At 63.7% G+C, this 15,004-nt stretch carries 13 protein-coding genes; 10 read left to right on the forward strand and 3 right to left on the reverse strand.

Annotation, left to right across the window (positions count from 1 at the left end; translation table 11 throughout):
* Positions 1-259 precede the first annotated feature (259 nt).
* Genes LY284_RS29620 through LY284_RS29630 form a run of 3 tightly spaced genes read left to right on the forward strand, consistent with a single transcriptional unit; the run spans position 260 to position 2,662 of the window.
* Positions 260-1,285, forward strand: coding sequence for an amidohydrolase family protein (locus tag LY284_RS29620; protein ID WP_233389656.1), 1,026 nt, complete (start codon positions 260-262; stop codon positions 1,283-1,285).
* A gap of 1 nt (position 1,286) precedes the next feature.
* Positions 1,287-1,970 carry a 4-carboxy-4-hydroxy-2-oxoadipate aldolase/oxaloacetate decarboxylase gene (ligK, locus tag LY284_RS29625; protein ID WP_233389658.1) on the forward strand — a complete coding sequence of 228 codons (684 nt, stop codon included), beginning with the start codon at positions 1,287-1,289 and terminating at the stop codon, positions 1,968-1,970.
* Positions 1,970-2,662 (forward strand): substrate-binding domain-containing protein, encoded by a 693-nt coding sequence (locus LY284_RS29630; RefSeq protein ID WP_233389660.1) that lies wholly within the window; start codon positions 1,970-1,972, stop codon positions 2,660-2,662. The genes ligK and LY284_RS29630 overlap by 1 nt, the downstream gene beginning before the upstream one ends.
* Before the next feature lie 37 nt (positions 2,663-2,699).
* Here the strand turns inward: LY284_RS29630 and LY284_RS29635 are convergent, their stop codons facing one another.
* On the reverse strand, positions 2,700-3,800 hold the full coding sequence (locus tag LY284_RS29635) for an NADH:flavin oxidoreductase/NADH oxidase (protein WP_233389661.1): 1,101 nt from the start codon (positions 3,798-3,800) through the stop codon (positions 2,700-2,702).
* A 93-nt stretch (positions 3,801-3,893) separates the two neighbouring features.
* On the opposite strand from LY284_RS29635, the gene LY284_RS29640 reads away from it, so the two are divergent.
* Positions 3,894-4,820 carry a LysR family transcriptional regulator gene (locus LY284_RS29640; RefSeq protein ID WP_233391059.1) on the forward strand — a complete coding sequence of 309 codons (927 nt, stop codon included), beginning with the start codon at positions 3,894-3,896 and terminating at the stop codon, positions 4,818-4,820.
* On the opposite strand, the gene LY284_RS29645 is transcribed toward LY284_RS29640, so the two are convergent.
* Positions 4,821-5,741 (reverse strand): dihydrodipicolinate synthase family protein, encoded by a 921-nt coding sequence (locus LY284_RS29645; RefSeq protein ID WP_077161159.1) that lies wholly within the window; start codon positions 5,739-5,741, stop codon positions 4,821-4,823. It lies immediately after the preceding gene.
* Between the two features lie 244 nt (positions 5,742-5,985).
* Positions 5,986-7,545, reverse strand: a complete 1,560-nt coding sequence (locus LY284_RS29650; RefSeq protein ID WP_255724901.1) for a methyl-accepting chemotaxis protein — start codon at positions 7,543-7,545, stop codon at positions 5,986-5,988.
* Positions 7,546-7,745: 200 nt separating this feature from the next.
* Between LY284_RS29650 and LY284_RS29655 the strand changes: the two genes are divergently transcribed.
* The 6 genes from LY284_RS29655 to LY284_RS29680 all read left to right on the forward strand — a co-directional run bounded on the left by LY284_RS29655 (position 7,746) and on the right by LY284_RS29680 (position 14,994).
* Positions 7,746-8,747 (forward strand): FUSC family protein, encoded by a 1,002-nt coding sequence (locus LY284_RS29655; RefSeq protein WP_233389666.1) that lies wholly within the window; start codon positions 7,746-7,748, stop codon positions 8,745-8,747.
* A 184-nt stretch (positions 8,748-8,931) separates the two neighbouring features.
* Complete coding sequence (locus LY284_RS29660; RefSeq protein ID WP_233389669.1) at positions 8,932-9,486, forward strand: PAAR domain-containing protein; 555 nt, start codon at positions 8,932-8,934, stop codon at positions 9,484-9,486.
* The gene (locus LY284_RS29665; protein WP_233389671.1) at positions 9,487-10,134 is read left to right on the forward strand and encodes a M35 family metallo-endopeptidase; all 648 of its coding nucleotides are present in this window, start codon (positions 9,487-9,489) and stop codon (positions 10,132-10,134) included.
* 618 nt (positions 10,135-10,752) lie between these two features.
* Complete coding sequence (locus tag LY284_RS29670) at positions 10,753-11,973, forward strand: helix-turn-helix domain-containing protein (RefSeq protein ID WP_233389673.1); 1,221 nt, start codon at positions 10,753-10,755, stop codon at positions 11,971-11,973.
* 34 nt (positions 11,974-12,007) lie between these two features.
* A complete protein-coding gene (locus LY284_RS29675) occupies positions 12,008-12,646 on the forward strand; it encodes a DUF5074 domain-containing protein (protein ID WP_014252732.1) in 639 nt (212 codons plus the stop codon).
* Positions 12,647-12,714: 68 nt separating this feature from the next.
* Positions 12,715-14,994 (forward strand): EAL domain-containing protein, encoded by a 2,280-nt coding sequence (locus LY284_RS29680; protein WP_233389674.1) that lies wholly within the window; start codon positions 12,715-12,717, stop codon positions 14,992-14,994.
* The last annotated feature ends 10 nt before the right edge of the window (positions 14,995-15,004 follow it).

The following is a 15,004-nucleotide window of genomic DNA, read 5'->3' on the forward strand; positions in this document are numbered from 1 at the left end:
GATCGTGCGCGATCCAAGCCCGATTGGGCATATGAGGGCACTCTTTAGGCGAGGGCCGTTCCCCGAGCAGAAAAATGGCCAACGTGCGTGTGACCGCGGGCGGTGAGAAAGCTGCTTTCTTTGGTGACTTTCTTTGCAGCAGCAAAGAAAGTTACCCCCGCCCCGGGGAGGGGCATCGCCAATAAACCGACACAAACTCAGGATTCCATAGAAGCGCCAAAGAAAGTAAAACCAAAGCAAAGCAGAGGAAACAGAAAACATGATCATCGACATTCACGGCCACTACACGACTGCCCCCAAGGCGCTCGAATCATGGCGCAACCGCCAGATCACCGCCATCAACAGCCCATCGGAAAAACCCGCGATCTCAGAGCTAAAAATCACCGACGATGAACTCCGCGAATCGATCGAAAGCAATCAGCTTCGCCTGATGCGCGACCGCGGCCTCGATCTCACCATCTTCAGCCCACGCGCGAGTTTCATGGCGCATCACATCGGCGACTTCGAAGTGTCGAGCACATGGGCCGCGATCTGCAACGAGCTGTGCTATCGCGTGAGCCAATTGTTCCCCGATAGTTTCGTCCCAGCAGCGATGCTGCCGCAAAGCCCAGGCGTCGATGTCGCGACCTGCATTCCAGAACTCATAAAGTGCGTCGAGCAATACGGCAATGTCGCGATCAACGTGAACCCGGACCCATCGGGCGGACACTGGACGAGCCCGCCGTTATCGGACCGCTATTGGTATCCGATCTACGAGAAGATGGTCGAGTACGACATCCCCGCGATGATCCACGTGAGCACGAGCTGCAACGCGTGTTTTCATACGACGGGCGCGCATTACCTGAACGCCGACACGACCGCGTTCATGCAATGCCTCACGTCCGATCTGTTCCGCGATTTTCCGACGCTCAAGTTCGTGATTCCGCACGGCGGCGGCGCGGTGCCGTATCACTGGGGACGTTTCCGCGGCCTCGCGCAGGAGCTGAAAAAGCCTTTGCTCAAGGATCATCTGCTGCAGAACATATTCTTCGATACCTGCGTGTATCACCAGCCCGGTATCGATCTGCTGACGCGCGTGATTCCCGTCGACAACATTCTGTTCGCGAGCGAGACGATCGGCGCGGTGCGCGGCATCGATCCCGAAACGGGCCACTATTTCGACGACACGAAGCGCTATGTCGAGGCGGCGAAAATCGAGCCCGAAGCGCGCTACAAGATTTACGAAGGCAATGCGCGCCGCGTGTATCCGCGACTGGATGCGGCGCTCAAGGCAAAGGGACGCTGATATGTACGAACTCGGAGTGGTATATCGCAACATCGATCGCGCGGATGCGCAAGCTGCCGAGAAGCTCGGCGCGCTCGGCTCGGCCACGGTGCATGAAGCAATGGGCCGTGTCGGCCTGATGAAGACCTACATGCGGCCCATCTACACCGGCGCGCAGGCGAGCGGCACCGCGGTCACGGTGCTGCTGCAGCCGGGCGACAACTGGATGCTGCACGTCGCGGCCGAACAGATCAGACCAGGCGATATTGTCGTCGCGGCATGCACGACGGATAACACCGACGGTTTCTTCGGCGACCTGCTCGCGACGAGCTTCAAGGCGCGCGGCGCGCGGGCGCTCATCATCGATGGCGGCGTGCGCGACGTGCGCGTGCTGACGGAGATGAACTTCCCGGTCTGGAGCAAGGCCATCTCCGCGAAAGGCACGGTGAAGGCCACGCTCGGCTCGGTGAACATTCCCGTCGTGTGCGCGGGCGCGTGGGTGACGCCGGGCGATGTGATCGTCGCGGACGACGATGGAGTCGTCGTCGTGCCTTCGGCAGCCGCGCAGCACGTGCTCGACAAGGCGATCGCGCGCGAGGCGCTCGAAGAAGAGAAGCGCGCGAAGCTCGCGAGCGGTGTGCTGGGCCTCGATATGTACAAGATGCGCGAGCCGCTCGAAAAGGCCGGCCTGCGCTATATCGACTGATGCCGATGACTATCAACGGCATCTCCTCGATGGCCACGCGCCAGGTGCTCAACGATCTCGCTTCCGCTTACGAAGCGCGATCGGGGCAGCGCGTGGCGTTCGAATCGACGGGCGGCGTCGCGGCGTTCAAGCGTGTCGAAGAAGGCGAGGCCTTCGATATCGTCGTGCTGGCCTCCGATGCGATCGCGCGTCTCGCGGCAAGCGGGCGCGTCGATGCGCATAGCCGCGTGCGCATCGCGCGCTCGGGTATCGCGATCGCGGTGGCGTGCGGCGCGCCGCATCCTTCCATCGACGACGAAGCCGCCGTGCGCGAAGCGGTACTCGCGGCGCGCAGCATCGGCTATTCGACGGGGCCGAGCGGCGCGCATCTCATGCGTCTGTTCGAGCGCTGGGGCATTGGAGCGCGCGTTGCGTCGCGCATCGTGCAGGCGCCGCCGGGCGTCGCGGTGGGCACGCTGATCGCGCAAGGCGAGGTCGAGCTGGGCTTTCAGCAGATGAGCGAGATGACCGGCGTTGCGGGCATCGACGTGCTCGGCATGTTGCCGTCCGCGATTCAGGCGCTGACGGTGTTCGAAGGTGCGGTATGCGCGAACGCGAGCGCGGCGGGACTTGCGCGCGACTTTCTCAAGTTCGCAACTTCATCCGACGCGGACGCTACCAAAACGCGCCACGGCATGGAATCGGTACGATAAGGAAAGCGCTCGCCGAGCGCTTTCCTGCATCAGAACATCACTCCGCCACGGCGTACCGTTCGAGCCAGTGCGCATACGGCGCGGGCAACGCCCACGACGGCCGCTCGACCTTCAACTGCTTCGCCGCCTGATACGGCCAATGCGGATTCGACAGGTGCGCGCGCCCGACCATCACGAGATCGAGTTGCCCCGACTGGACCGCATGCTCGGCGTTGGGCGGCGAATCGAATCCCCATGCCGACGCAACGGGAATCTCCGCTTCGCGGCGCACGCGCTCCGCGATCGGGCCAAGGAACGCCGGCCCCCACGGAATGCGCGCATCGGGCGTCGAAAAGCCGACGCTCACGCTCATCAAATCGAGGCCTCTGCGACGCAGCGTCTTCGTGAGTTCGATCGATTCCTTCAGCGTGGCTTCATCGCGGCCATCGTATTCGATGACACCGAAGCGCGCCGTCAGCGGCAGGTTCCGCGGCCACACTTCACGCACCGCATCGAAGGTCTCGACGAGGAAGCGGCTGCGCCCCGCGAGATCGCCGCCGTATTGATCGTCGCGCTGGTTCGCTTCGACCGAGAAAAAGCTCTGCGCGAGATAGCCGTGCGCGAAGTGCAGTTCGAGCCATTCGAAGCCCGCTTCAAGCGCACGGCGCGCAGCCGCCGCGAAGTCCGCCTTCACGCGCTCGATTTCTTCCAGCGTCATGGCCTTGGGCACTTTCGGCAGACCGCCGCCGAACGCGACCGCCGAAGGCGCGAGCGTGTCCCAGCCGCGCGCGTCGGCGTCGGCGATGTGGTCGTCGCCTTCCCACGGACGGTTCGCGCTCGCCTTGCGCCCCGCATGCGCGATCTGGATACCGGGTACCGCGCCCGCCGCCTTGATCGCCGTGGCGATGTTTTTCATGCCTTCGATCTGCGCATCGTTCCAGAGGCCCGTGCAGCCCGGCGTGATGCGGCCTTCCGGCGACACGCCCGTCGCCTCGACGATCACGAGGCCCGCGCCGCCGCGCGCAAGGCTCGTGTAATGGCTCAGGTGCCAGTCGTTGACGAAGCCATCGATAGCGCTGTACTGACACATCGGCGGAATGGCGATGCGGTTGCGCAGCGTGACGTCCTTCAGTTTGAACGGAGTGAAGAGTGCAGACATCTGGGAATCTCTGTTGAATTGAGGCTTCGAGATTAACCGTTCAGTGTCATAATGAAAACTATCTGCCCGTTATCGTTTCGATAAAATTCTGTGATACTCAATCCGCAATGGCTGCGCACCTTTCTCGCGCTCGTCGATCTCGGCAACTTCACGCGTGCGGCCGAGCGGCTCGATCTGACGCAGGCCGCCGTGAGCCAGCATCTGCGCCATCTTGAAGACGAACTCGGGCTGCTCGTGATTCGCCGTTCGCGCGGCATCGAACTGACGCCTGCGGGCCGCGCGCTGATCGACTATTGCGAAGAGATGGAGCTTGCCGGCAAGCGCCTCACTTCGCGTTTGTCGGACAGCGAAGACGAAGCGGGTGAGATCGGATTGATCACGCCGGGCAGCATCGGGCTCGTGCTGTTTCCGCTGTTGCTCGACCTGCAGCAGCAGCGTCCCGAATGGAAGATGCGTCATCGTTTCGCGCCGGATTCGGAAGTGCTCGAAGCCGTATTGGAGAGCCGCTACGATCTGGGCATCGTTGCGCTGAAGCCCGACGATCCGCGTCTTGCCGCGAGCAAGTTCATCGAAGAGCCGCTCGAACTCGTCGTGCCCGCGAACGCGGATGTGCATGACTGGAGCGATCTGGAGCGGCTCGGTTTCATCGACTATCCGGAAGCGCACGTCACCGCGAGCCGTTTGCTGAGCCGCCGGTTTCCGGGCAATCCGGGCGTGGGCAGCCTGCGGCGGCAGGGCTTCAGCAACCAGATCAGCCTCATTCCGGAATTCGTCGCGCGCGGGCTCGGTTTCACCGTGATTCCGCGCTATGCGCGCATCGCGTTCGGCAAGTCGGATGCGGTGGGCGTCGTCGAATGCGGTGTGCCCGTGATCGATACGCTGTGGCTCATTCGCCGCGCGGAATGGCCGCTGCCCGCGCGTTGCGCGCGGACCGTGGAGTATCTGCGGGAACGGGTGAGCGCTCCCCCCGTCATCAAGGCCGAGGCGAAAAAGAAGCGGCCGGTCAGGACGAAACGCTAGTCAATGCCCCCAGCGCAGCACCAGCGGATCGAGCTTGCGCGCGACCTTCAACAGCCCTTCGCGCACGGCGGGCAGCATCGGCGCGAGCGGATGACGCACCGCGTCCGAACGAATCACGCCGCCTTCCTTCATCAGCGTCTTGCACGCCGCGAGACCGCACTGACGGTTCTCGTAGTTGATGAGCGGAAGCCATTGCTGATAAAGGTCCGCGGCCTTGTCGGTATCGCCGGCGAAATACGCGTCGACGATCTTGCGGATGCCGTCCGGATAGCCGCCGCCCGTCATCGCGCCGTTCGCGCCCGCATCGAAGTCCGGAATCAGCGTGATGGCTTCCTCGCCATCCCACGGACCGACGATCGCCTCGCCGCCGAGTTCGATCAGCTCGCGCAGCTTCGACGCCGCCTGCGCCGTTTCGATCTTGAAGTACGAGACGTGTTCGATATCGCGCGCGAGCTTCGCGAGAAAAGACGCGGACAGCGGCGTTCCCGCGACGGGCGCGTCCTGAATCATGATAGGGATGTCGATGGCATCCGATACTTCGCGATAGAACTCGTGAATGCCGCGCTCGCCCACACGAATGGTCGCACCGTGATAGGGCGGCATGATCATGACCATCGCCGCGCCCGCGTCCTGCGCGGCACGGCTGCGCTCGGCGCAGACACGCGAGCTGAAGTGCGTCGTGGTGACGATCACGGGCACGCGGCCCGCGACATGCTCCAGCACGGTGCGCTGAACGGTATCGCGCTCGGCGTCGGACAGCGCGAACTGCTCGGAGAAATTCGCGAGTATGCACACGCCGTTCGAACCGGCGTCGATCATGAAATCGATCGCACGCTTCTGGCCTTCGAGATCGAGCTTGCCTTGCTCGTCGAAGATGGTCGGCGCAACGGGAAATACGCCGCGATAAGTCGGTGCAGCCATCGATGTATGTCTCCTTCGATCGGTTTATAGGCGATAGCGCTGGCGCGCGTCGTGAAGTGTGCGAGACTCCGCGACAACTGACCATTGAATTATTTGCATCACCCTATTTCCTGCGGTTATCGCTCGCATGATAGCGCCGCCGGCGCATTCGCGATTCGACTCGAACCCGATGCCCGTCACGAAAGCAAAACGGCTCGCGTCCCGAAGGCACGCGAGCCGCGCATCATCCTGCAACCGTTCAGCTTTACGCCACCGCGCGCATGCCCTCGTCATGAAGACGGAACGTCTCCACCGCCGTGCGCAGCGCGCCCGCCTGATCTTCGAGCGATTGCGCCGCCGCCGCCGCTTCCTCGACGAGCGCCGCGTTCTGCTGCGTGACTTCGTCCATCTGCGTGACGGCGCGCGCCACCTGGTCGATGCCGCTGCTCTGCTCTTCCGATGCCGCCGCGATCTCGCCCATGATGTCGGTCACGCGCTGCACCGCCGTGCTGATTTCCGTCATCGTGCGGCCCGCTTCGTCGACGAGCGCCGTGCCCGATTGCACGCGTTCCACCGAGTTGTCGATCAGTTCCTTGATTTCCTTCGCCGCCGCCGACGAGCGCTGCGCCAGCGAGCGCACTTCGCCCGCCACGACCGCGAAGCCGCGACCTTCCTCGCCGGCGCGCGCCGCTTCCACCGCCGCATTCAAGGCGAGAATGTTCGTCTGAAACGCAATGCCCTCGATGATCGTGATGATGTCGGCGATCTTCGACGAGCTATGGTTGATCTCGCCCATCGTCGTCACGACTTGCGACACGACCTGGCTGCCCTTGCCCGCGATCTCCGAAGCATTGGCGGCAAGCACGCTCGCCTGACGCGCGTTGTCGGCGTTCTGCTTGACGGTGCCCGTGAGCTCGTCCATGCTCGACGCGGTTTCCTGCAAGGCCGACGCCTGCTGCTCCGTGCGCGACGAAAGATCCACGTTGCCCGCCGCGATCTGCTTGGTCGCCGAGGCAATCGATTCGCTGCCGCTGCGAACGGTGCGCACCGTATCGATGAGGCTGGCCTGCATCGTCGACAGCCCGCGCAACAATTGGCCCATTTCATCGTTCGACGTGACCTTCACGTTGCTGCGCAGATCGCCGGCCGCGATGGCGTCGAACTGGGCGAGCGCCGCATCGAGCGGGCGCGCAATACGGCTGCGCAGCGAAATCCACGTGTAGAACGCGGCCGCCACGCCGACCAGGATCGCAACGATGCTGCCGGTGCGGAACAGGGCGAAGCTCGCCTGGCCTTCGTCGTAGGCCGTTTGGGCCGATTCGAACTGCAGCTTGCGCACTGCGGCGCCCGATTTCGCGAACTCGTTGAAGGCCGCCTGCATCGCGCCCGCATCGGCGACGATCTTCGCCTGATCCTGCGCGCGCACGTCGGCATAGCCTTGATCGATCAGCTTTTGCAAGGCGAGACGCTGCTCGTTGAACTTGTCGGCGATCTGCTTTTCGCCGGGGCCTTGCGGCAGGGCGTTGTACTTCGCCCATGCGTCGTCGGAGGTTTTGCGCATCAGCGCGCCGCGGCCGATCGCGTCTTCGGCGGCGGACGGCGTGCCCACGTTGAGCGCCGCGCGGTCGAAGCTCAGACGCTCGCGCGCCATGAACATTTCCGCATTGCCGATCGACACCGCGCTCGGCATTTCATTCGTAAACAGGTCGTAAGTGACCGAGTTGGACCGGCTCATGCCGATCAGTCCGACCAGGCCGATGGCGATCAGAAGCGCGCTCAGCAGCATCATGGCCAAGGCCAGTCGGCCTTTGATTGTCGAAAACATAGCTCTCTCAAGGTGGCTGCATCGCAAGTGCGCGTGCGCGCCGGCGACGATGCACCGCCTGCGCGCCTCCGGCGAATCCCGTCGGGTGGCCTGTATAACGACCGTGCGGCGATGGCCTTTAGGGGCGGCCCAAAACTTGGGAATCGCGCGCCGAAAACCGTCCTACACTTCATCCGTCTCACGAGAAAGGGTTTCCGCGCATGTCCGCTGACGCGCCGCAGCAATTTCGTCTGACGAGCGAAATCAAGGTCTGGCCGCTTTCGCGCGCGCTTGCGGCGCTGTCGCCGTTCGTCGTGCTCGCGCTCGTGACCGGCAATGCGCTGTGGATGAAGGCGTCGCTGCTGGCGATTTCCACCGTGATCGCGGAAGACCGGCTCGCGTTGCGGCCGGTGGGCGTGGCGGCGCACGGACTTGCGATCATCGCGGGAACGTATTTGCTGCTGCTTGCCGAGCTGGTGCCGGCGTTTTTCATCATTGCGTGCATGCTGCTGGCGGCGGGCGTGATTCTGCTCGCGTCGCGCGGCGAGCGATTGCGTACGATCGGCACCTGGACCTTCGTTCCGGTGCTCATTCTCGCGAACGAACTGCATGGCGGGCGCACGGTCGAGGCGTTGTTGCGCGCGACGCCCGCATATCTGCCTTATCTGCTCGTGGCGCTCATGCCTGGGGTGATATCGGCGTATCTGCGCTCGCGCGGCAAGCCCGCGGCGCGCTGGTCCAATCTCGACGATTTCGGGGCGCGCACGCCGTTAGGCGAAGATCTCGCGGCGATGCTCGCGAGCGTCGGCATCGCCGGGGTGATGGTCGTCTACTGGCGCATGGAGAATGCGCAATGGGTGATCTGGGGCGCGGCCAGCATCGTGACCGGCGCGGTGGATACGGCACGCGCCAAGTTGCAGAACCGCGCGATCGGCGTGATGGCGGGGGTGCCGATCGGCATTGTGCTCGGGCGATACCTTCTGCCGCATTCGGGCATGGCCGTCACGCTCGCGACGCTCGCCGGGTTCCTCACGCTCGTCGCGTTTCAGCGCTATGTCGTCGGCTATTTCTTCCGCTGCCTGTTCGTGGCGCTCGCGATCATGCTGGCGAATCAGTCCGTCGCCGAAGCGTTCGAGCGGCTCACGCATGTGCTCGCGGGCGGGGTGATCGGGATTGCGTGCGTGTTGGGGATGCATGCGGTGGTGGGGCGGGTGGGGAGGTGAGGGGGCGCCTACCGAAGCAAGCAACGCCGACGTAGTCAAAATTTGTCGACCCCGCCGCTTCTCTGTCATTGACTGCTTGCGCGTTCCTGCTGCGCTCGTATCCTTGCTGGCTCGTTCCAACTAAGGAGTTGTGTTATATGCCAAAAAGCAAGCATAACGAAATTAATGACCGGGGTCGCTTGTGATGCGTCGAATTGCGGTTGTCGGCGACAAGCTCAGTAACGACGGCGAAGTCTGCCATTACACAGGGATGATGTTCACGATCGGCAGTGCAGGGCGTCAGGTTGCGCTCATCGACGCCGCTGCTTACTGTCCGGTCTGCAAGACGACGGGCTACATCGCCAAGGACGGCGGGCCGCGTCGCATGACGCTTGGCAGTAGCGAAATTGCATTGGATCAGGACTTGATGGTCTGCGGGTGCCCCGAACATCCGCGCGTTGTCGCCACTCTCGCGGGCGAAGCCTGGTATGACGATCTAGCTGAGACACTCGGAACAGTCAGCCTTCGCGAGACGATGAGCCGCAGTGCTGCGACGGCGGCGTCGCTTGGCTGCGAATTCGATGAAACATACGTGCTGCGCGACCGGGCAACCGGCAAGCTGCTCGAGAACGTTGCTTATCGCTTAGTGAGCACCAGGGGAACAGTAGTGGAAGGTGTGACCGATCGATCAGGGAAGACCCAGCGCATCAAGACAAGCGCGGCCGAGAGGATCACCGTGAGGATAGGGGAAGCCGAATAAATGGCAAGAGAGCTTTTTGAAGTTCATTCGTCGATGACCAATGCGATCGAAGGTTCATCGGTGATCGTCGACGTGAACATGGAACGCATATGTCCAAATATGACTAATGCAAAGTTCAGGGAGGTGGTCCTCAGTTGCCGGGACGAAGCCGCTCGATTGATCGATGTGAGGCTAACAGACCTCATGCGTTGGTCGCAAGTCGACAAGGTGCGGGTTGAGGTCTGGTTCGGCCGAAGTGACGAGTTTACGCGCGGAAAGCTGATTAAAGGGCTGACGGCGATCGCCCGCGTTCTTCGAGGTTTGAATGCCCATAACTTCGTAAGATGGGATCCGACGCGCGCAACGCACATTTCATGCACGCCGAACACGCGCAACGCAGTCGGCGCTGTAGCCGAGGTCTGCGCCCCTGATACGGAGACGCACACGATCGCGATACGTGAGGCCTTTTGCGATATGCGTCCGATGTCATATGCTAAAGATTCGATGGTTTCGACACTGATCCATGAAGCAAGTCACTTCGAAGACACCATGGCGACAAAAGACTGGAAGTACTTCATGCGCGAGTGCCTTCCGCTTGCCGAAGAAAACCCGGAACAAGCAATTGATAACGCGGACAGCGTCGCGGGCTATGTCATCTACAGTATGTAAGTTCATTTCGGGCCTTTTCGTGTTGCTATCGGCCGGTGCGGTCGCGTGCGTTCCCAGCGAGAATTTCGATATCTACTTTAAGAGCAACAGCGCCGAGATTCCCGTGGACGAAGTTATCCGCCTCGCGAATTGGGTAGCAAAACAACAGGCCGCTTATGCAAATCACGTCACAAAGGAGATAACGGAGGTAAGCGGGCATGCGGAAACAACCGAACATGATCCACAAAAGCTGGCGGAAGCTCGCTTAGTCGCTGGCAAAAGGTTGCTGGAGCAACTCGGGTTTCTGAGAGGGGAAGTGGAAAGCGATATACACATATACGAGCATACAAAACTGGTAGACGGAAAGCGCGTGGAGATATCGTTTTTGCCCGCGTGTCCGAACGTATGCTGCCCTGCTAATTCGAATCCTCTCGAAGAGACGAAGTAGCGCTCCGATGCGTTCGCATCGAGTGACATACTCGGCCCGCCGGTGCGGGCCTTTTCATTCAAGGAAAATTGGGAGTCGAAAGTGTGGGTTCGCGTCGAATGAGCGTACGCCAAAAAATCACCAAGACCACATAATTCGAAGACAACCCGAGCTGACGATCCGCTCTGCCAGAAAGCGATGACCACGCCCCAATGGACTCCCTGATCACCGCCGCAGCCCACGCCCTCGCCGCCGGCGATCCCCTCGGCGCGCTGAACCGCATCGCCTTGCGCGAGGACGCGAGCGCGCTCGCATTGCGCGGCATCGCGATGGCGCAACTCGGCGACTTCCCACGCGCCCGCGCGCTCCTCAAAGCCGCGACGCGCGCGTTCGGCGCGAAAGCCACACTGGCCCGCTCGCGCTGCATCGTCGCGGAAGCGGAGATCGCGCTGGCGTCGCGCGATCTCGCCTGGCCCGCCAAGGCGCTCGATCACGCGCGCGCCACACTCGAAGCGCATGGCGATCGCGTGAACGCCGCGCATGCGCGCTATCTGGATGTGCGCCGCGCGCTCCTCATCGGACGGCTCGACGCCGCCGATCGCATGCTCGCCGAACTCGATCCGGACACGTTGCCCGCCACACTACGCACCGCGCACGAACTCATGTCGGCAGGCATCGCGATGCGGCGTCTTCACACGAGGACAGCGCGCGCCGCGCTCGAACGCGCGACCCACGCCGCCCGCGAGGCGCGCATTCCCCCATTGGCCGCCGAGGTCGATAACGCATGGCGCATCCTTCACGCGCCCGCAGCGCGTCTCATCGCGGATGGAAGAGAGCGCACCCTTCTGCTCGACGAAGTGGAAGCGCTGCTCGCATCGCATGCATTCGTCGTGGATGCGTGCCGTCTATGCGTGCGTGAAAACGGCGCGACGATCGCGCTCGCCACACGGCCCGTGCTTTTCACGCTCGCGCGCCTGCTCGCGCAGGCATGGCCCGGCGATGCGCCACGCGATGCGCTGATCCTGCGCGCGTTTCGCCTACGGGAAGCGGACGAGACGCATCGGGCGCGATTGCGCGTCGAAATCGGCCGGTTGCGCACGATGTTGAGCGCCCACGCGCGCATCGATGCGACGCCGCGCGGCTTCAGGCTGGCGCCGCACCATGCACGCGAGGTCGCCGTGCTCACGCCGCCCGTCGAGGACGAATACGCGCCGCTGCTCGCGTGTCTCGCCGATGGCGAATCGTGGTCGAGCTCCGCGCTCGCGATCGCGCTCGGCGCGAGCCAGCGCACCGTGCAGCGTTCGCTCGATGCGCTCGCGCAAAGCGGCAAGGTGCAATCGTTCGGGCGCGGCCGCGCGCGCCGCTGGACCACGCCGCCGATGCCGGGTTTCACGACGGCCTTGTTACTCCCCGTCGAGTTCGCGGGCGACTAGCATGAAGGCACGGTCAACCACGGAGGACGGGAACATGAAACGCGCGAAGGCGGAAATCATCCGCGAATACGGGCCTTTTGCGGATATCGAAGGCGTGCATGGCGTGACTTTCGACGGAGAGCGCGTGTGGTTCGCCGCCGGCGACACGCTCAATGCGTTCGATCCGGAGAGCGGCGAGCAGGCGCGCTCGCTGAAGGTCGCCGCGCATGCGGGCACGGCGTTCGACGGCGAGCATCTGTTCCAGATCGCCGAGGACCGCATCCAGAAGATCGATCCGAAAACGGGCCGCGTGCTGTCGACGATTCCCGCGCCGGGCGGCGGCGCCGATTCCGGTCTCGCGTGGGCCGAAGGCACGCTCTGGGTCGGCCAGTACAACGAGCGCAAGATTCATCAGATCGATCCGGAGAACGGCGCGATCCTGCGCACCATCGAGTCGAATCGCTTCGTCACGGGCGTCACGTGGGTCGAGGGCGAACTGTGGCATGCCACGTGGGAAGGCGACGAAAGCGAGCTGCGCCGTATCGATCCGCAATCGGGCGAGGTGATCGAGCGGCTGGACATGCCCGAAGGCGTCGGCGTGTCGGGGCTCGAATCGGACGGACACGAGCGCTTTTTCTGCGGCGGCGGACGCACCGGCAAAGTGCGCGCCGTGCGCAAGCCCAAGCGCGGCTGAGCTTACTAAAGACTTTCCCCGTTCCGCCGATAAACACGCATTGAACCAAGCGGAACAGGGCGAAAGCAGTGCAGACGAGAGCGACCGATTTTCTCGGGACCATTGGCGAGAACGTCGCCAGGAACCTGCCAGCCATCGGACTTGCGCGCCGTTTCGATGCGCTCGGCCCGTTGTCGCTCGCCGTGCTCATCGCCGCATGCGGCACCTTTTTCGTGCCGCTGCCGTGGAACGTGGCGCTCGCCGCGCTGGTCATCTGCATGGCGCTCGCCGTGCATCGCATGCAGGTGGCCAAACGCGACGTCTTCGTCGCGCGTCAGGTCGCGCACGGCCTGCTGTCCATCGCGGAGGACTGCCTCAAGCTGATCTCGCTCGAAGGCCGCATCATGTGCATTTCGGAGGTCGGCCGGCGTCTCATCGAAGCGGATTGCGCCGATGATCTCGTCGGCGTCGACTGGCTCGCGCTCTGGGACGGCCCCGACGCGCGGCATGCGTTCGAGCGCGCGAAGGCGGGCGAATCGACTTCGTTTTCCGGCGCGTGCCGCACGCTGAACGGCAAGCTGAAATGGTGGACGTCGAACTTCGCGCCGGTCTATGGCGAGCACGGCCAGGTCACGGCCGTGCTGTGCAAGTCGCGCGACATCACCGCGGAAGTGAAGCTCATCGACGAACTGCGCGGCAACGCGCGCGTGCAAAAGGACATGGAAGATCACGTCGATGCCGTCTTCTGGACCGCGACGCACGATTTCCGCGAACTGCTGCACGTGAGCTCGGCCTTCGAGCGCATGTGGGAAATGCCGGTGTCCGCGCTCGAAGCCGATCAGACCGCGTGGTCGCAGCGCGTGCATGCCGACGATCTGCCCGCCTTGCGCGACGAAATGCGCACAGCCGTGAACACGGGCGCGGCGAGGCAGAGCTATTTCCGCCTGTGCCTGCCGCATGACCGCACGCGCTGGGTGCGCGCGGACATCTATCCGGTCACCGAAGACGGCGCGGTCTCGCGGGTCGTGAGCGTGTGCGTCGACGCCACCGACGAGCGTCAGCGCCTTCAGGAATTGCATCGGCTCGCGAATACCGACAGCCTCACGGGCCTCTCCAATCGCAACGCGATGATGGACGCGCTCGTGAAGCGCTGCGAATCGGAGACGCCGTTCGCGTATCTGTTCGTCGATATCGACCGCTTCAAGTCCATCAACGATACGGCGGGGCATATCGCGGGCGACGCCGTGTTGCGCACCATCGCGCGGCGCATCCAGGAGACGCTGCCCGACGGCGCCGTGGCCGCGCGTCCGGGCGGCGACGAGTTCACGGTGATCCTGCCCGGCGCGTTCGAGCAGGAGAGCATCGCGCGCGCGTGCCGCAGGCTGTCGCTCGCGTGCCATCGTCCGATCGCCATCGACTGCAAGAGCCTGACGATGACCTGCTCGATCGGCGTCGCGCTGTATCCGGAACATGGGCGCACGCCCGAAGCGCTTTTCATCGGCGCCGACATGGCGATGTACGCCGCGAAACGCGCGGGCCGCAACACCTTCCGCGTGTTCGGCGACCGCGAAAAGGACGATCTCGCGCGCGCGCATCTCGAAGCGGAATTGCACGGCGCGATTCGCGAGAATCAGTTCGTGCTGCACTATCAGCCGCAATATGTCGTGGAGTCGGGTGCGCTCGTCGGCGTGGAGGCCTTGCTGCGCTGGGATCATCCGCAGTTGGGGCTACTTGCGCCCGGCGCGTTCGTGCCGGTGCTGGAAGAGAGCACGCTGATTGTCGAGGCGGGGCATTGGGTGATCCGCGAGGCCGTGCTGGCGGCGGCGCGCCTCACGCTCGCGCTGCCCGAGGTGCGTTCGGTCGCGGTCAACGTGTCGCCGAAGCAGTTCCGCGACCCGCGTCTCGTGTCCGTGCTCAAGGCTGCGATCAAGCGCGGCTCCATCGCGTCGCACCGCATTACGCTGGAGATCACCGAGTCGGCGCTGATCGACAACGTCGACGACGCGCAGGAAGTGTTGTCGAACGTCCGGGCGATGGGCGTGCGTATCGCCATCGACGATTTCGGTACGGGGTATTCGAGCCTCAGCTATCTGGCGCGCTTCCGGCCGGACGTGCTGAAGCTCGACAAGACTTTCGTCGATAACATCGCGACCGACACGATGGCGCGCACGGTCGTGGAAGGCGTGATCGATCTCGCGCACAAGCTCGGCGTGACGGTGGTCGCGGAAGGCGTCGAGACGCGCGAGCAGCTCGACGCGCTGCGCGCGGTGCGTTGCGACAAGGTGCAGGGATTCCTGCTGAGCCGTCCCGTGCCGCTGGACAGGTTGATGACGCAGGCCGAGGAGCAGGACATCGCGCTCGCGCGCTGAAGCCGCGCGG

This window comes from Caballeronia sp. PC1, assembly GCF_021353155.1.
In the GTDB taxonomy this organism is placed as follows: Bacteria; Pseudomonadota; Gammaproteobacteria; order Burkholderiales; family Burkholderiaceae; genus Caballeronia; species Caballeronia cordobensis.

Bases quoted from the DNA above. Each gene is read 5' to 3' on its own strand.
- LY284_RS29620 (WP_233389656.1), top strand. From the start codon at position 260: ATGATCATCGACATTCACGGCCACTACACGACTGCCCCCAAGGCGCTC.
- ligK (WP_233389658.1), top strand. From the start codon at position 1,287: ATGTACGAACTCGGAGTGGTATATCGCAACATCGATCGCGCGGATGCG.
- LY284_RS29630 (WP_233389660.1), top strand. From the start codon at position 1,970: ATGCCGATGACTATCAACGGCATCTCCTCGATGGCCACGCGCCAGGTG.
- LY284_RS29635 (WP_233389661.1), bottom strand. From the start codon at position 3,800: ATGTCTGCACTCTTCACTCCGTTCAAACTGAAGGACGTCACGCTGCGC.
- LY284_RS29645 (WP_077161159.1), bottom strand. From the start codon at position 5,741: ATGGCTGCACCGACTTATCGCGGCGTATTTCCCGTTGCGCCGACCATC.
- LY284_RS29650 (WP_255724901.1), bottom strand. From the start codon at position 7,545: ATGTTTTCGACAATCAAAGGCCGACTGGCCTTGGCCATGATGCTGCTG.
- LY284_RS29655 (WP_233389666.1), top strand. From the start codon at position 7,746: ATGTCCGCTGACGCGCCGCAGCAATTTCGTCTGACGAGCGAAATCAAG.
- LY284_RS29660 (WP_233389669.1), top strand. From the start codon at position 8,932: ATGCGTCGAATTGCGGTTGTCGGCGACAAGCTCAGTAACGACGGCGAA.
- LY284_RS29665 (WP_233389671.1), top strand. From the start codon at position 9,487: ATGGCAAGAGAGCTTTTTGAAGTTCATTCGTCGATGACCAATGCGATC.
- LY284_RS29670 (WP_233389673.1), top strand. From the start codon at position 10,753: ATGGACTCCCTGATCACCGCCGCAGCCCACGCCCTCGCCGCCGGCGAT.
- LY284_RS29675 (WP_014252732.1), top strand. From the start codon at position 12,008: ATGAAACGCGCGAAGGCGGAAATCATCCGCGAATACGGGCCTTTTGCG.